Raw genomic sequence first — 16,130 nt, 5'->3', positions numbered from 1 at the left:
GGAGCGCCTAATGAATATGGCTGAGAGTCACCTTTCCCAAATCGAGCGTCCCGCTGCGCCCGCCGGTCACGAGCCGGCGACGGGCGGGCCGTCGCATGCGCCCGTTACGCCCAAGATCGAAGTGAAGAATCTGAACTTCTTCTACGGCAAGTATCACGCGCTCAAGAACATCAACATGTCCATTCCCGAAGGCAAGGTGACGGCGTTCATCGGTCCCTCGGGCTGCGGCAAGTCGACGCTGCTGCGTACGTTCAACAAGATGTTTGCGCTCTATCCCGAGCAGCGCGCCGAAGGCGCGATCATGATGGATGGCGAAAACCTGCTGACGTCGAATCGCGATATTTCGCTGCTGCGCGCGCGCGTGGGCATGGTGTTTCAAAAGCCGACGCCGTTCCCGATGTCGATCTACGACAACATCGCGTTCGGCGTGAAGATGTTCGAGTCGCTGTCGCGCTCGGAGATGGACGATCGCGTCGAGTGGGCGCTGACGAAAGCGGCGTTGTGGTCGGAAGTCAAAGATAAGCTCGGTCAAAGCGGCTACGGCCTGTCGGGCGGTCAGCAGCAGCGGCTGTGTATCGCGCGCGGCATTGCGATTCGTCCCGAGGTCCTGTTGCTCGACGAACCCTGTTCGGCGCTCGATCCGATTTCGACGGGGCGCGTCGAAGAACTGATCGCCGAACTCAAGAGCGATTACACCGTCGTGATCGTGACGCACAACATGCAGCAGGCCGCACGTTGCTCCGATTACACCGGATACATGTATCTGGGCGAACTGATCGAGTTCGGCGATACCGAAAAGATCTTCATCAAGCCGGTCCGCAAGGAAACCGAGGATTACATCACCGGCCGCTTCGGCTGACCAAATAGGAGGCAGCGATGTCGGACAAGCATCTGTCGAGTCAATTCGACGCGGATCTCAACCTGGTCTCGTCGAAGGTGTTGGAAATGGGGGGCCTCGTCGAAGCGCAGATCACGCGCGCGATGCAGGCGCTGAACGAGTTCGATGCGGCCGTCGCCGATCAGGTCATCGCGGCGGAGGAAACGGTCAACACAATGGAAGTGGAGATCGACGAAGAGTGCAGCAATGTCATCGCGCGTCGCCAGCCGGCCGCGCGAGACCTGCGGCTCTTGCTCGCGATCTCGAAGACGATCACCAATCTCGAGCGCGCCGGCGACGAGGCCGAAAAGATTGCCAAGCGCGTCAAGCGGTTGATGGAAGACGGCGCGTCGCGCACGGTGAACATCGCGGAGATCAAGGTCTCGGGCGAGATGGCGGTGTCCATCCTGCGTCGCGCGCTCGATGCGTTCGCGCGTCTGGACACGGTTGCGGCCGCGCAGATCGTGCGCGACGACAAGGCGATCGACGAGGAATTCCGCGCTTTCGTGCGCAAGCTCGTCACGTACATGATGGAAGACCCGCGCACGATTTCGGCTGGGCTCGAATTCCTGTTCATCGCCAAAGCGATCGAGCGCATCGGCGATCACGCAAAGAACATCGCCGAGTTCATCATTTACATCGTGAAGGGGACCGACGTGCGGCACAAATCGCGCGACGCCCTCGAACGCGAAGCCCTCAGTTAATCGTTCATACGTATCAAGAGGTGACGATGCCGAGCAGCATTCTCATCATCGAAGATGAGCCCGCCATTTCCGAGCTGATTTCCGTCAACCTGCAGCATGCGGGCCATTGCCCCATTCGCGCTTACAACGCGGAGCAGGCTCAGGCGTTGATCAGCGACGTGCTGCCCGATCTCGTCTTGCTCGACTGGATGCTGCCGGGCAAGTCGGGCATCGCGTTCGCACGCGATTTGCGCAACAACGAGCGGACGAAGCACATCCCGATCATCATGCTGACGGCGCGCGGCGACGAGCAGGACAAGGTGCTCGGCCTGGAGATCGGCGCCGACGACTATGTCACGAAGCCGTTTTCCCCGAAGGAGTTGATGGCGCGCATCAAGGCCGTGCTGCGTCGTCGTGCGCCGCAATTGACCGAGGACGTCGTGGCCATCAACGGGCTCAAGCTCGATCCGGCCACGCATCGTGTCGCGGCGCATGCGTCGGGCAACGAGATCAAGCTCGATCTCGGGCCCACGGAATTCCGGCTCCTGCACTTCTTCATGACGCACCCGGAGCGCGTGCATAGCCGCACGCAGTTGCTCGACCAGGTGTGGGGCGATCACGTGTTCGTCGAAGAGCGTACGGTCGATGTCCATATCAAGCGTCTTCGCGCCGCGCTCAAGCCGGCCGGCTGCGATGCTATGATCGAAACGGTACGCGGCAGCGGCTATCGCCTCGCCAAGAGCGCGTAGCGCTTGCGCAGGGCGCGGCCGCGCGGGGAAGCTGCGGCGCGCCTTTCATCCGATCCACCCGGCAGACCATGAATATTATTTGGGCGCGTTCGATCGTATCGCTGCTGTTGCTCGCGCTCGTCTGCGCGGCAATCGCGGCCATCGCCAGCGTGCGGACGGCTTTGATCTTCGCCGCTCTGGCGCTCGTTGCGCAGATCCTGTTCTCGACCTATCACACGGAACGCCTGTGGCGCCTGCTCGATGCGCCCGTCTATGGCGAAGTGCCGAGCGCGCCCGGCGTCTGGGGCGAGATCTACTATCGGCTGCATAAGCTTGCCAAGCGCTGGCACGCGCAGGTGAGACAGGTCGAGCAGCAGCATTCGCGATTCATTCAGGCGATTCAGGCGTCACCGAACGGTGTGGCGATGCTCGACGATCACGACCAGATCGAATGGTGCAACGCGATCGCCGAGCAGCATTTCGGGCTCGACGCAAAGCGCGACCTGCGCCAGCACATCACGCATCTCGTGCGTCATCCCGACTTCGTGCGCTATCTGAATTCGCAACACTACGAGCAAATGCTGGTCATGCGCGGCACGGGCGAGAAGCGCCAGAACGTGCTGTCCGTGCAAGTGTTCCCTTACGGGGAAAATCGCAAGCTCGTGCTGTCGACCGACATCACCGAACTCGAGCGCACCGACGCGATGCGGCGAGACTTCGTCGCGAACGTCTCGCATGAATTGAAGACGCCGCTGACGGTGCTTTCGGGATTCCTCGAAACGTTGCGCGAGCTTCCGCTCGAGCAAGCCGACCGTGAACGCTACATGGAGCTGATGGATCAGCAGGCTTCGCGCATGCGCAACATCGTCGACGATCTGCTCGTGTTGGCCAAGCTCGAAGGCGACGCCAAGCCGCCCGGCGATCACGCGATCGACATGCGCGCCGCTGTCGCGCACTTGCGCGACGACGCCACGACGCTCTCGGGCGGGCGTCATCGGATCACGTTCACCGCCGATGACGACCTGACCGTGAGCGGCGCCGGGACGGAAATCATGAGCGCGCTCGGCAATCTGGTCACGAACGCCATTCGCTACACGCCCGACGGCGGTTCGATCGACGTCGTCTGGAAACAGGTGGGCCATGAAGCGGTGTTTTCGGTGACCGATACGGGGTTCGGCATTCCATCGGCCGACATCCCGCGCTTGACCGAGCGCTTCTATCGCGTCGACCGCAGTCGCTCGCGCGACACGGGCGGAACAGGTCTGGGGCTGGCCATCGTCAAGCACGTGCTGCAACGGCACGACGCGACGCTCGAAGTGAAGAGCGAGGAAGGCAGAGGCAGCACGTTCAGCGTGCGCTTTCCCGCTCAAAGGACGATGCGCCGGCAACCGGCGCATGCTTGAGTTCTACGGCAACACCTTGCGCATCAGGCGACGTGCGCGCCGCGCGCGGCGGCGCCAGTCACGGTCCTCAGCAACCGAACTTCAGCAGCAAACCGGCTTGGGCGTTGCGCGAGGTCTTGCCGGGGCGGCTGCGCCGGTAGTGTCCGTCGCTTTGCATGACCCAGGCCGATTGGTTGTCGCCGAGCAGGGCCGATAGCCCTTCGGCAATGACGCGTCGCTTCAGGCGGCGGTCCTTGACCGGGAACGCGACTTCGACGCGGCGGAAGAAATTGCGGTCCATCCAGTCGGCGCTCGATAGGTAGACGTTTTCCGCGCCATCGGCAAAGAAATAGAAGATCCGATGATGCTCGAGGAACCGGCCGACGACCGAGCGCACGGTGATGTTCTCCGATAGCCCTTCGACACCCGGCTGTAGCGAGCAAACGCCGCGGACGATCAGATCGATCTTCACGCCCGCCTGCGAGGCTTCATAGAGTTCGGCGATGACGGTCGGCTCGAGCAGCGCGTTCATCTTCGCCACGATGCGCGCCTTTTTTCCGGCACGTGCGTGATCGGCTTCCGTGCGGATCGCCTCCACGAGCTTCGGGTGCAGTGTGAACGGAGATTGCCAGAGCTCGTGCAACCTCAGCTCGCCACCGATGCCGGTCAACTGCTGAAACACGTGATGGACATCTTCGCAAATGAGCTGATCGGCCGTCATGAGACCGAAGTCGGTATAGAGCCGGGCCGTGCGCGGGTGGTAGTTGCCGGTGCCGAGATGCGCGTAGCGTTTGAGCGTCGAGCGGCCATTGTTCGTCGTACGACGCACGATCAGCATCATCTTCGCGTGGCACTTGTGGCCGACCACGCCATAGACGACATGCGCGCCGACCGCCTCGAGTTGCGAGGCCCAGTTGATATTCGTTTCTTCGTCGAAGCGCGCGAGCAACTCGACGACGACCGTCACTTCCTTGCCGTTGCGCGCCGCCTGCATGAGTGCATCCATCAGCGGCGAATCGGTGCCGGTGCGGTAGATCGTCTGCTTGATGGCGACGACATTCGGGTCTTGCGCCGCTTGCAGCAATAGCTCGAGGACGGGCTGAAAGCTTTCGTACGGATGATGAAGCAGGACGTCGCCCTGATCGAGCGTGTCGAACAGATTCGAGGCGTTGGTCAGCGAGGCGGGCGATGCAGGCACGTGCGGGACGAACTTCAGGTCGGGACGGTCGACGAGTTCGGGCAACTGCATGAGCCGCACGAGATTGACAGAGCCGTCGACGCGATAACAGTCTTTTTCCGACAGACCGCTTTCGTCGAGCAGGCGGCGCACGAGATGAGGCGGCGTGTCGGCCGATACTTCGAGACGCACCGCATTGCCGAGATGGCGCGCGGGCAGTTCGCCTTGGAGCGCCACGCGCAGGTTCGTGATCTCGTCTTCGTCGACGAACAATTCGCTGTTGCGCGTGATGCGAAATTGATTGCAACTGCGGATCGTCAGGTTGGGAAACAACTCATGCACGAAACGCTGCATGAACGAGCTGAGGAGCACGAATCCGTAAGCGAACCCCGACAGTTCCTGCGGCATATGCACGAGCCGCGGCAATGCGCGTGGCGCCTGCACGATGCCCATGACGGCCTGGCGACCGAACGCGTCTTTGCCTTCCAGCTCGACGACGAAATTCAAGCTCTTGTTGAGCACGCGTGGGAACGGATGGGCGGGATCGAGGCCGATCGGCGTGAGCACCGGCAGCAATTCGTCGACGAAGTACCGCCGCGCCCATTCGGTCTGCGCGTCGCTCCAGGTCTCGGCGCCGTGAAAGTAGATGCCTTCCTGCTCGAGCGCGGGCAGCACCGTTTCGTGCAGCATCGTGTACTGTCGATGCACCAGCTTGTGCGCGCGCTCGGCGACGAGATCGTAGACATGCTGCAGCGACATCCCGTCGGGAGCGAGCGTGCCGGGGTTGTCGCGCATTTGCTCCTGCAGCCCGGCCATCCGTACTTCGAAGAACTCGTCGAGGTTGCTGCTGGTAATGCAAATAAAGCGTAACCGTTCGAGCAGCGGCACGGAGGGATCGGCGGCTTGGGCGAGCACGCGCTCGTTGAAGCCCAGAATGCCAAGCTCACGATTGAGCAGGGGATAACGCAGCGACATCGGCAGCAAATGAGAAGGGTCGGATGGAGAAACAAACGGACGCTCGGACATTCTCATGGTTGGGTGTCATTGCGATGAAAAGTCATACTGTCATTTTTTACCCATTCTACGGACATTCGAGATGAATTTGGCGCTCGTCGTAGGGCATGGCCAGGGCGTTGGTTGGGCGTTGGTAACGTTACGGTTGTTGGCGCGCCTGCCGTGCGATACGTTTCGCGGGCGACCACGCATTGATGCAATGCGCCGACGCGAAACACTATGTGCTTAAATTGGCGTTTTTGAACAGCACCGCGCGGCCACCGGGCGATCGTACCGGGCCGGCCGGCGTGCGAACGGGAGCTCGCTTTCCTAATGCCTAATACCCCGCACCTTCTGGCGTCGGTCGATCTCGGCTCCAACAGCTTTCGGCTCATTGTCGGCCGCGTCGAAGAAATGCCCGCCGGCGCGCAGATCTATCAGGTCGATGCGCTGCGCGAGCCCGTGCGGCTTGCCGCGGGGTTGTCGACCGACAAGATGCTCGATCGCGCTTCCCAGGTTCGCGCGTGGGATGCGCTCAAGCGCTTCGGCGAGCGGCTGCGCGATTTCCACCCCGATCACGTGCGCGCCGTGGCGACGAACACGCTGCGTGTGGCCAAGAACGCGCCGGAGTTTCTGGTCGAAGCGCAAAGCGCGCTCGGCTTTCCAATCGAGGTCATCGCGGGCCGCGAAGAAGCGCGGTTGATCTATGCGGGGGCGGCGCATTCGGTGCCGGCGATATCGGGCAAGCGGCTCGTCGTCGATATCGGTGGCGGCTCGACCGAGTTCATTATCGGTCAGCACTACACGCCGCTCGTCATGGAGAGCCTTTACATCGGTTGCGTGAGCCACAGCCGTGCGTTCTTTCCGGCAGGCAATGTCGACGAATACACGATGCGCCAGGCCGAACTCGCGGCCAAGCGCGAAATCCAGATCATCTCGCGCGAGTACAAGCAGGCCGGATGGGATCAGGCGATTGGCTCGTCGGGCACGGCGCGCGCGTTGGCCGAACTCGTCGAAGCCAACGGCTTCAACGATGCCGGCATCACGCATGGCATCTCGCGTGGCGGCCTGGAGCGGCTCAAGCGTGCGCTGATCAAGGCCGAGAACGTCAATCGGCTCAAGCTCGTCGCGCTCAAGCCCGATCGCGTGCCCGTGCTGGCAGGCGGCTTGTCGATCATGCTGGCCGTGTTCGAAGAGCTGGGCATCGATTACGTCGATACGACCGATGGCGCCTTGCGGCTTGGCGTGCTGTATGACCTGCTTGGCCGAACCCAGCATGAAGACATGCGCGCTGTGACGGTGGAAGGGTTTATGCGCCGCTATGGCGTCGACCGCGCGCAAGCCGAACGTATCGGCGAACTGGCCGTCGGGTTCTACGACCAGCTCGGCGAGGCCGATCGCGAGCGCCTGGAGGAAGGCCGTGTATTTCTCGGCTGGGCGGCCGCGTTGCACGAGATCGGTTTGTCGATTTCCCACAGCGCGTATCACAAGCATTCGGCCTATATCGCGAGCAACGCCGACATGCCCGGTTTCTCGCGCACGGACCAGGCACGGGTCGCGGCGCTCGTGCTCGGCCATGCCGGCAAGCTCGGCAAACTGTCGCAAACGCGCGAAGTCGAATGGCCGTTGTTGTTCTGCCTGCGCCTCGCGGCGCTACTGTGCCGGCGGCGCACCGATGCGGGGCTGCCCGGCATCCGCGTGGCGCGCTCCAACTCCGGTTACGAGGTGCGTTTGCCGAACGAATGGGTGGCGGGCAATCCGCTGACCGATTACAGCCTGACGCAGGAAGCGGCGGAATGGGAGAAGGTCGGCATCCACTATCGCGTCATCTATACGGATGACTGAGCGGATGACTGAGCGGATGACTGAGCAGTAGGTGGATGGGTCATCCGGGAAGAAAGAGTCGGCCCGCGCTCGTCGACGCTCGAGGCAACGAGTGCGGGCCGCTTGGTGGCTGATCGAAAGCGGGAAAAGGGCGGCCGCGTTTCGATCCGACGTTTCGTCGAGAGGCTCGTTAGCCGAGGAAGTGACGCGCATAGCGCGCGTTGATGTCGGCCAACCGGAACAGCGTCAGGAAATCGGCGCAGTTGAAGTCGGGATCCCAGGCCGGTGCGCCGCAGATCTTCGCGCCGAGGCGCAGGTAGCCTTTCACGAGCGGCGGCGGGGCGACGCGTACCCCCGTGCGTAACTCTTCGACGGGCAGCGGCGTGTGGGCGAACGCCCGATATTCGGGGCTCGTCAGCGACTGCTCGCGCAACGATTCATAGAGGTTTGCGGCGAAGTGGCCGCCATCGGCCATCGGCACGCTCGCGCAGCCGAGCATCGTCTCATAGCCGTTCTGCATCATGTAAGTGCCGAGGCCGCCCCAGAGCGACATGATGACGGAGCCGCTGCGATAGTCGGCATGCACGCACGAACGGCCCACTTCGACCATCTTCGAGCGCAGGTGAGCGAGGCGCGACAGGTCGAATTCGCCTTCGGCGTACAAGCGGCCGATGCGGGCGGCCTGGTGCGGCGGCAGCACGCGATAGGTGCCGACAACTTGCAGCGTGTCGAGATCGCGCACGAGCAGGTGGTCGCAATAGGCGTCGAACGCGTCGACATCGAGGCCGGCAGGGCCCGAGACACTGGCGCCCATTTCTTCGGCAAATACGCGAAAGCGCAGGCGCTGCGCTTCGCGCAGCTCTTCGTCGGTGCGTGCCCAAGCCACTTGCAGACGATGTTCCTGCGTGACGGTTTCTTTCTCGCGCGGCAGACGGCGGCGCGAATCGAGCGGGATCGAAGCGAAGGGCAGGGTCGGCGTCGGCAGATCTCGCATAGGGGTTCCTGGTTCCTAATGACTATGAAAGGAATGCTGGGTCTTCGCCAATGTAGTAACGGGCGATGACGTTTGCATGGCAAACGCGTGTCGTTGCGATGACATGTCGCGCGGCGGACACGCGCATTTCACGTTGTGACGGGCAGGTAGCAGGGCTGCCGCTAAGCGAGATCGGGCGAAATGACCGCTCGCACGACGCACTGGCCCGATCCGTTTCGATCGCGGTTGGCGAGCCACCAGAGCGCGCCTTTCTTGATCGTCCACTCGGTGCTTTGGCCGGCGAGGAGCTGCGAGGCGACGAGGCCCAGCGTTGGCTGGTGGCCGACGATGACGACCATCGAAGCAAGGCCGTTCGGCCACTGCGCGGCGTCGAGCACGGCTTGCGGCGTGGCGCCGGGGCCGATCGAATCGACGGTGCGGTATTGATCGGTCAGCGCTTCGACCGTTTGCACAGTGCGCGCGGCCGGGCTCGCGAGGATCACGGCATCGTGACTGAGCCGTGGCTTGAGCCATTTGGCCACGGTCTGCGCCTGTTTGCGGCCGCGTGCCGTCAGTTGCCGGGCGGCATCGCTGGCGGCGGTGTCCTCGGCCTCTGCGTGGCGCCAGAGAATCAGATCCATCATGTTTCCTCCTTTAGCTTGCGACGCGGGGGCGCGCCATCGGTCATCGGGAGCAAGACGGCTAGAAAGCAAAATAGCGAAATCGAACGAGGCGGAACGAACGTCGACGAGAAGAAAGGCGGCACCGTGATTGACCGCGAGCCATCAACACGGCTAGAATCCTGGATTCGTCGGAGCGTAGCGCAGCCTGGTAGCGCATCTGATTTGGGATCAGAGGGTCGTAGGTTCGAATCCTATCGCTCCGACCACTATATACAAACAACGGCGTTGCCGTCCGCCAGCCGCGCAAGCGCGCGGCGAAGGCAACACCGTTCGTGTCCGCACTTCGCGAGTTCGCTTCAGGGCTCGGTACTGTCTTCTCTTCATCCAAAACGCTTGAGATCCACGGCCCTTCTACACCGGTGGCCTATCCTTCGTGGGACGCGTGGCGCGCAAGCCGTGATCACGTCGACAAAACTACGGATCGGTGGATTGTTGACCGCTGGGCGCCAAGCGATACTGCCCCGGCTAAGAAGCCAACGCGGCCACGAAAACCAACCTCAAACGAGGATATACGTTGCGGGCCGATCAATAGCGAGGACGCAATGAAAGGATCGGTCGAAAGCGCACATGAAGCCAAGCGAACCAAGCAACTGGCAAGCCGCGGCCGTCGGTTTCAATGGGCGCCCACGATGCTCGCCGTCGCGGTCGGTGCGGCCGCGCTGCCGGCATCGGCGCGCGGTATCGAAGTGGGCGTGCCCGCTTACGTGTATCCGGGCGACCCTTATTTGAAGGCACTGGAAGACCCGGTGCAGACGCCGGTGCCGCCGTCGATCGTCATCGTCAATATCGGCAACGGCGACGCGGACGAGTCCATCCTCGATCACGACGCCGACCTCCTGCGCGCGCGCACGGCCGCCAACGGCGGGCCTGTCAAAGTAATCGGCTACGTTTACACGTCGTATGGCCAACGCACCGACGATGCCATCCGCTACAGCGTCGACCGTTATCTGACCGCGCGTAACGGCTCGATCCATTACGAGGGCATTTTCTTCGACGAGGTGCCGTCCAGCTGTGGCCCGACAACCGGCGATATGAGCTGGCGCGACAAATACCGTCGAGCGCGCGAGTACGTCTGGGCGAAGCTACCCAATACGCAAGATCTCGTCGTCGACAATATCGGCACGGCCGTCGCGAGCTGCTATCTCGACACCGATCACGATACGGCCGATGTTTTCGTTACTTTCGAAGACACAGCCGCCCACTACCTCGTGAACGCGCCGAGCGACGGCTCCGGCCCCGGCTGGGTCGGCGGCAATGTGATCTCGGGCGGACAGTACGTCTCGGGCTCGCAATATGGCAGCTCGCGGTTCTGGCACCTCGTCTACAACGCAGGCAATGCCGACTGGGCGACCGTCGTCAATACGGCGTTCCAACGTCAGGCTGGCTATGTGCTCGCCACCGATGCGTATATGGTCGGGCCGTACGTCAATCCGTGGACGGTGATGCCCAGCTACCTCAATGGCGAGGTCGCATACGCCGGCTCGTTGGGGCCCTGATAGCAAGCTTTGACGCCCTTCGTCGGCGGACTCGTAGTTTCCCGCTTTCCTCGCGCTTGATCGCGTCCCATAATGAAACCGCAATCCCGTGAACACGGGCCCGGGGCGAATCGAACACGAGGACACCAATTTGGGCGAGTCGACCGACGAGGCGCGAGTATTCATTTCGACGTTGCGGCCGGACCGGCGGGAGCGCTGGCTTGCGCTCAGCGTGGTGCTGGTTTCGATCGTCGTGTTCGCGGCGCTGGCGCCCTTCGCCAAAACGCCGCTGGCGCCGGTGTGGGCATTCGTCCCGATCTACCAATCGGCGCTCGCAGTCTGCGATCTGCTGACGGCAGCCTTGTTCATCGGCCAGTACGGAATCCTGTTTTCCCGGTCGTTATTGATGCTGGCGGGCGGCTATCTGCTGTGCGCCTGTATGGCGATCGCGCATATGCTCTCGTTTCCGGGGCTGTTCTCTCCGACAGGTTTACTCGGAGCGGGGCCGCAGACCACCGCATGGCTCTATATGATGTGGCACGGTGCGTTTCCGCTCGCGGTCATCGCGTACGCGCGCGCCGGCGCGCCCAGCGAGGGCGTGAGGCCCAGGATGCCATGGCGTCCCCCATTGCTTTGCATCTTTACTGCTGTCGCACTTGCCTGCGCAATGACGGCGGTCGCTACCGTCGGCCATGCCTGGCTACCGCCGATCATGCATGGTTCACGCGAGGCAGGAGGGATTGTCTGGGTCGTCTCGATCGTTTGGTTCCTCAATTTTTGTGCGCTCGGGGCGTTGATTCTGCGGCGTGGACGCACGGTGCTCGATCTATGGATGATCGTCGTCGTCTGTGCCTGGATCTTCGACATCGCACTATCGGCCGTCCTCAATCACGCGCGCTTCGATTTGGGTTTCTACGCCGGGCGCATCTATGGCCTCATCGCATCGAGCTTCGTTCTTGTCTCGCTGACTTTCGACAACATCAAGCTTTACGCACGCGTTGTGCAGGCGCTCGATCGGGAGCGGGCAGAACACCGGCTCGTGCAACATCGGACGGCGCAATTGAACGAAGCGAAGGCGCTGCTCGAAGAGCGTGTCGCCGCCCGCACGGCCGCACTCGCCGATTCGAATCGCGAGCTGCTGCACGAAGTCATGGAGCGCAAGCGGGCCGAGGCCGCGCTCGTGTTGTCGCAGAACGAGTTGCGCGAAGTCGCGGCGATCGGCAGCTCGGCGCGAGAACAGGAAATGCGTCGGATTTCCCGTGAATTGCACGATGAACTCGCGCAGACGCTGGCTACGTTGAGAATCGAAACCGACCGGCTGCGCGAATCGGTGGCGGGCAACGACGACGGCGCACCGACGGCGCACACGCTCACGGAAATGCGCACATTGCTCGACGACGCCGTCGCATCGACGCGTCGGATCGCGTCGGACTTGCGGCCGCTCGTGCTCGACGACCTCGGGCTCGTTCCGGCGGTTCAATGGCTCGTGCAGTCGTTCACCCAGCGCCACGAGATTGCGTGCAACCTCAGCGTCGAGCCTGCGGGCCTCGAACTCGACGAACCGTACGCGACGGCGACGTTTCGGATCTTGCAGGAATCGCTGACCAATGTGGGACGGCATGCGCGCGCCTCGCGCGTCGACGTCCGCATCGCGCGAGAGCCGGATCGCGTGGTGCTGACTGTACGCGACGACGGCGTCGGCTTCGACCCGGCGCTGCCGCGCAAGAGTGCATCGTTCGGCCTCGCGGGCCTGCGCGAGCGCGCCTACCTGGTTGAGGGCGAGCTCAAGATCGAGTCGTCGCCGGGACACGGAACGACGATCGAAGTGCGTATTCCACTGCGCGCGGCGCAGGAGCGGGCGCTGTCATAGGCCGACGCTGCAGCCCATTGGCGGACGTGCGTTGCCGCGGGCCGCATCAGGTGTCGAGATCGACGATCTTGACCCAGGCGAAGTTCGGGTTTTCGAGCCGATTGCGGCGTCGATCGACATAGCCGCGCGGGTTGCAGATGACGCGCGTGCCATTGGCGACGTAATCGAATGGCGTATGCGTATGCCCGTGAACCCAGAGCGCGACGGGCGGCCCGACCAGATCGGGCAGGTGGCTGATAAAGCCGGCCGAAGCGAGATCGCTGGCGAAGCGATCGGCGAGGCTTGCCCGGTGGGGGGCATGATGCGTGACGACGATGGTCTTGCCGGTGAACGGCTTGCCGAGTTCTCGAACGAGCCACGCGCGCGCGTGCGCATGCAATGCGAGCGTATCGGCGGGCGTCAGCAAACGCGGGCCTTGTCCTGGTGCTCCTGCCGCCGTAGCGCTGGTGGGCCACGTTACCTCGATCGGCCCGCGAAAATCGAGCATGACCTTTTCGGCGGCGGCGACCGATGCGGCGACGGTCTCTTCGTCCGCGCCGAACAATTCGAAGTCGGTCCACAACGTCGTGCCCAGCACGCGCCAGCGGCCTTCGGGGTCGATCAGCGCCGCGTTATTGAGGAAGTGGACGTTGTCGACGCCGGCCGCGGCATCGCGCATCGCCACTTCCAACGCGCCGAACTCTCCGTCGTAGTACTCATGGTTGCCCGGCACGTAGACGACGCTCGCGGTTCCGCCGAAAGTCTGCGCTGCCCAGCGGATGCCTTCGGCGTGATTATGGATGTCGCCGGCAAGCACGATGAGATCGGCCTCGACGTGGGGGATGGCCTCGGGCTCGTTGCACTCGAGGTGCAGGTCGGACAACACGCGGATTTTCACGAAACGCCTCCTTGCCTCGCCGGCCGCGTTTGCCGCAACGGCCTGATCTGTCGCTGCAGCCTGCTGACCGGGTCGACGGCGATCCTCAGCCTGCCACTTTGCCGGGGTTCATCAAGCCGAGCGGGTCGAGCGCGGCTTTGATCGCCCGCATGAGCCGGAGTTCGACCGACGATTTGTAATGCTTCAATTCATCGACTTTCAGCTGTCCGACGCCGTGCTCGGCGCTGAACGTGCCGCCTTGACGATACACGCTTTCATAAACGATGCGATTCAACTGCGCTTGGAATTGCGCGAGAAACGCCCGCGCATCGACGCCTTCTGGCGCCTGAACGTTGTAATGGAGGTTGCCGTCGCCGAGGTGCCCGAACGTGACCATGCGCGCGCCGGGTACGGCCGCGGCGATCTCTGCATCGGTTTCCTCGATAAAGGTGGCAACGCGCGAAATGGGGACCGCGATGTCGTGCTTGACGTTCAACCCTTCTTCCGCTTGCGCGAGCGGAATATGCTCGCGCAAATCCCAGAACGCCCGCGACTGTGCGAGATTCTCGGCCACGACGGCGTCCTCCACGAGGCCCGACTCGAGCGCCTGCTCCATCATCTGCTCGAACAGCGCGCGCGCGTGCTCCTCGCTTTCGCTGTCGGAGAGTTCGAGAAGGACGATTTGCGCGTGCGGCTGCTCGAACGGATAGCGCATCTGCGGAAAATGCCTGCCGACGAGCCGCAGACAAAAGTCCGACATCAGCTCGAATCCCGTCAAGAGCGGCCCGGCGCAGCGATGCGCAAGCGCGAGAAAATCGAGCGCGGCATGCGGCGAGGCGAGGGCGGCCAGCGCCGTGACGCGCGCGGCAGGCAGCGGGTGCAGCTTCATGACGGCGGCCGTGATGATGCCGAGCGTGCCTTCGGCACCGATGAAGAGATCGCGCAAGTCGTAGCCGGTGTTGTCTTTACGCAGGCCGCGCAATCCGTCCCAGATTTCACCCTGCGGCGTGACGACTTCGAGGCCCAGGCAGAGCTCGCGCGTATTGCCGTACCGAAGGACGCCGGTGCCGCCGGCATTCGTCCCAAGGTTGCCGCCGATCGTGCAACTGCCCTCGGCGGCCAGGCTCAGCGGAAACAGGCGACCGGCCTCGCGCGCATGATCCTGCACCTGCCTGAGCACGACGCCCGCCTCGACGGTGATCGTGTTGTTGAGTGGGTCCAACGCGCGGATGCGGTTCAAGCGGGCCAGGCTGACGACTGCTTGCGCGCCCGAGCCATCGGGCGTCGCGCCGCCAGCGAGGCCGGTATTGCCGCCCTGCGGGACGAGCGGGACGCGGTGCGTGTTGGCGAGCTGGACGATCGCGGCGACTTCCTGCGTCGTGCCGGGCCGCAGTACGGCGCAGGCGGCTCCGGTATAACGGCGCCGCCAATCCGTCAGGAACGGCGCAGTGTCGTGCGGCTCGGTGAGCACATGGGCCGCGCCGATGGCGTCGCGGCATGCGGCGACGAACGCGTCGCGTGCGGTTGAAGTGGTTTGCGTCATGATGATCGTCCCGAACCGGCGTCGCGCCGCGCCGCTCGCGCTGCGCGCTTGAACGGGGCGACGTAAGCGACCGCACACGCGATGAAGAGGGTGGCGAGTGCGACTTCGGCCCAGCCGAGCCGAGCCGACAGCGCGCCGTCGGTCATGCCGCGCACGATGCCCTCGGCCAGGTAGAGCAGCACGAGCATCGACGCCCATTGCAGCGTGTAAAGTTTGCGCCGCCAGACGCCCGGCAACGCGCAGACGAGCGGCAACGCCTTCAGCACGAGCGCCGATCCGCCGGGCCGCAGCGGAGCAAGCCAGCGCTCCCAAGCTACGGCCAGCACGATCAAGGCCACAAGCGCAAACAGCGCGCCGAGCGCGCAGCGATCGCGCGGGGCGACCGCGCTGGCTGGTGCGGCCGCCGCGTTGGCCGTATCGGTGTGGCCGGGCGTCATGGGCGGCTGGCCAATAGCGCGGCAGTGCGCGCGAGCCGCGCGCCAAGCGCGACGGCCAGCGTCTTTTCATCGGCCGACAGCACCGATTCGCGCGCGCCGGCGCCTGAGACATGCGAGGCGCCGTACGGCGTGCCGCCCGTTTGCGTCGTGGCGAGCGTGCTTTCTGTGTACGGAATGCCCAGCATCAGCATGCCGTGGTGCAGAAGCGGGAGCATCATCGACAGCAGCGTCGATTCCTGGCCGCCGTGCAGGCTGCTCGTCGACGTGAAAACGCAGGCGGGTTTGCCGGAAAGGGCGCCGCTCATCCATTGCGGCGTCGTGCCGTCGAGGAAGTACTTCAGCGAGGCGGCCATATTGCCGAAGCGCGTCGGCGAACCGAGCGCGAGGCCCGCGCATTCTTCGAGATCGCGCAGCTCGGCATAGGGCGGCCCATCTGCCGGAATGGCCGGCGCAGTTGCTTCGCTTACGGCCGAGACGGCCGGCACGGTTCGCACGCGGGCCTGCATGCCGGCCACGCTGTCGACGCCTTGGGCGATGGCAAGTGCCAAATCGCGGGTTGCGCCGTGCCGGCTGTAATAGAGTACGAGAATGTCTTTCATAAGGGGCGGTTGTGAGCGGCTTATTATAGG

General features: G+C 63.6%; 14 protein-coding genes and 1 tRNA gene. 8 read left to right on the top strand and 7 right to left on the bottom strand.

All coding sequences use genetic code 11. The annotated features are described in order from the left end of the window. Positions 1 to 10: 10 nt before the first annotated feature. The 4 genes from pstB (at position 11) to phoR (ending at position 3,691) form a co-directional block, all read left to right on the top strand. The gene (gene pstB, locus C0Z19_RS20315) at positions 11 to 859 is read left to right on the top strand and encodes a phosphate ABC transporter ATP-binding protein PstB (RefSeq protein WP_102611636.1); all 849 of its coding nucleotides are present in this window, start codon (positions 11 to 13) and stop codon (positions 857 to 859) included. Between the two features lie 17 nt (positions 860 to 876). Next, positions 877 to 1,581, top strand: a complete 705-nt coding sequence (gene phoU / locus C0Z19_RS20310) for a phosphate signaling complex protein PhoU (RefSeq protein WP_102611635.1) — start codon at positions 877 to 879, stop codon at positions 1,579 to 1,581. 26 nt (positions 1,582 to 1,607) lie between these two features. Next, complete coding sequence (gene phoB / locus C0Z19_RS20305; RefSeq protein WP_102611634.1) at positions 1,608 to 2,309, top strand: phosphate regulon transcriptional regulator PhoB; 702 nt, start codon at positions 1,608 to 1,610, stop codon at positions 2,307 to 2,309. Between the two features lie 68 nt (positions 2,310 to 2,377). Further along, positions 2,378 to 3,691: a phosphate regulon sensor histidine kinase PhoR gene (gene phoR, locus C0Z19_RS20300; protein WP_102611633.1), complete on the top strand. Its 1,314-nt coding sequence runs from the start codon at positions 2,378 to 2,380 to the stop codon at positions 3,689 to 3,691. Positions 3,692 to 3,758: 67 nt separating this feature from the next. Here the strand turns inward: phoR and ppk1 are convergent, their stop codons facing one another. Next, positions 3,759 to 5,822, bottom strand: coding sequence for a polyphosphate kinase 1 (ppk1, locus tag C0Z19_RS20295; protein WP_102611632.1), 2,064 nt, complete (start codon positions 5,820 to 5,822; stop codon positions 3,759 to 3,761). Between the two features lie 351 nt (positions 5,823 to 6,173). Here ppk1 and ppx point away from each other — a divergent pair, with 351 nt between their 5' ends. Then, a complete protein-coding gene (gene ppx, locus C0Z19_RS20290) occupies positions 6,174 to 7,685 on the top strand; it encodes an exopolyphosphatase (protein WP_102611631.1) in 1,512 nt (503 codons plus the stop codon). A gap of 169 nt (positions 7,686 to 7,854) precedes the next feature. On the opposite strand, the gene C0Z19_RS20285 is transcribed toward ppx, so the two are convergent. Together C0Z19_RS20285 and sixA are read right to left on the bottom strand one after the other, a co-directional pair. Continuing rightward, positions 7,855 to 8,658 carry a GNAT family N-acetyltransferase gene (locus C0Z19_RS20285; protein WP_102611630.1) on the bottom strand — a complete coding sequence of 268 codons (804 nt, stop codon included), beginning with the start codon at positions 8,656 to 8,658 and terminating at the stop codon, positions 7,855 to 7,857. Positions 8,659 to 8,819: 161 nt separating this feature from the next. After that, a complete protein-coding gene (gene sixA, locus C0Z19_RS20280; protein ID WP_102611629.1) occupies positions 8,820 to 9,281 on the bottom strand; it encodes a phosphohistidine phosphatase SixA in 462 nt (153 codons plus the stop codon). 168 nt (positions 9,282 to 9,449) lie between these two features. Here sixA and C0Z19_RS20275 point away from each other — a divergent pair. The 3 genes from C0Z19_RS20275 to C0Z19_RS20265 all read left to right on the top strand — a co-directional run bounded on the left by C0Z19_RS20275 (position 9,450) and on the right by C0Z19_RS20265 (position 12,665). After that, positions 9,450 to 9,526 (top strand) — tRNA-Pro (locus C0Z19_RS20275). A gap of 336 nt (positions 9,527 to 9,862) precedes the next feature. Then, positions 9,863 to 10,816 (top strand): spherulation-specific family 4 protein, encoded by a 954-nt coding sequence (locus C0Z19_RS20270; protein ID WP_102611628.1) that lies wholly within the window; start codon positions 9,863 to 9,865, stop codon positions 10,814 to 10,816. Between the two features lie 130 nt (positions 10,817 to 10,946). Beyond that, complete coding sequence (locus C0Z19_RS20265) at positions 10,947 to 12,665, top strand: sensor histidine kinase (RefSeq protein ID WP_102611627.1); 1,719 nt, start codon at positions 10,947 to 10,949, stop codon at positions 12,663 to 12,665. Positions 12,666 to 12,711: 46 nt separating this feature from the next. Here C0Z19_RS20265 and C0Z19_RS20260 read toward each other — a convergent pair whose 3' ends face one another. The 4 genes from C0Z19_RS20260 to wrbA all read right to left on the bottom strand — a co-directional run bounded on the left by C0Z19_RS20260 (position 12,712) and on the right by wrbA (position 16,100). Continuing rightward, complete coding sequence (locus tag C0Z19_RS20260) at positions 12,712 to 13,542, bottom strand: metallophosphoesterase (protein WP_102611626.1); 831 nt, start codon at positions 13,540 to 13,542, stop codon at positions 12,712 to 12,714. Positions 13,543 to 13,627: 85 nt separating this feature from the next. Then, positions 13,628 to 15,064, bottom strand: a complete 1,437-nt coding sequence (locus C0Z19_RS20255) for an FAD-binding oxidoreductase (protein ID WP_102611625.1) — start codon at positions 15,062 to 15,064, stop codon at positions 13,628 to 13,630. Then, positions 15,061 to 15,501: a DUF2069 domain-containing protein gene (locus C0Z19_RS20250; protein WP_102611624.1), complete on the bottom strand. Its 441-nt coding sequence runs from the start codon at positions 15,499 to 15,501 to the stop codon at positions 15,061 to 15,063. Before C0Z19_RS20250 ends, C0Z19_RS20255 begins: the two co-directional genes overlap by 4 nt. Then, positions 15,498 to 16,100, bottom strand: coding sequence for an NAD(P)H:quinone oxidoreductase (gene wrbA, locus C0Z19_RS20245; protein ID WP_102611623.1), 603 nt, complete (start codon positions 16,098 to 16,100; stop codon positions 15,498 to 15,500). Before wrbA ends, C0Z19_RS20250 begins: the two co-directional genes overlap by 4 nt. Positions 16,101 to 16,130: the final 30 nt, after the last annotated feature.

The sequence above is a fragment of the Trinickia soli genome (assembly GCF_002879855.1).
GTDB classification, from domain to species: Bacteria; Pseudomonadota; Gammaproteobacteria; order Burkholderiales; family Burkholderiaceae; genus Trinickia; species Trinickia soli.
The sequence above is the reverse complement of the archived record's forward strand: the minus strand, read 5'-3'. Positions and strand labels throughout refer to the sequence as shown.